At 45.6% G+C, this 237-nt stretch carries 1 protein-coding gene; it reads left to right on the top strand.

Features of this window, described 5'->3' with window-relative positions; translation table 11 throughout:
- Positions 1 to 237: hypothetical protein (locus tag B0E44_RS18655; RefSeq protein ID WP_165688738.1), on the top strand; the 237-nt coding region annotated here is incomplete at both ends.

Below are 237 nucleotides of genomic sequence, written 5' to 3' on the forward strand. Positions count from 1 at the left end.
ATCAAACCATTTGTTCGGGAGCGACCTTCACCTGGAACGGTACGGATTATACAACGAATCAGACAGGAACAAGATTCCCAGGAGCAGACGGTTGTACTGCAGATCAAGTGTTGAACTTGACTGTAACGCCAAAACCTGTAGATATAGTAACGAATCAAACCATTTGTTCGGGAGCGACCTTCACATGGAACGGTACGGATTATACAACGAATCAGACAGGAACAAGATTCCCAGGAC

Origin of the sequence: Flavobacterium sp. A45 (assembly GCF_002001005.1) — a bacterium.
GTDB lineage: Bacteria > Bacteroidota > Bacteroidia > Flavobacteriales > Flavobacteriaceae > Flavobacterium.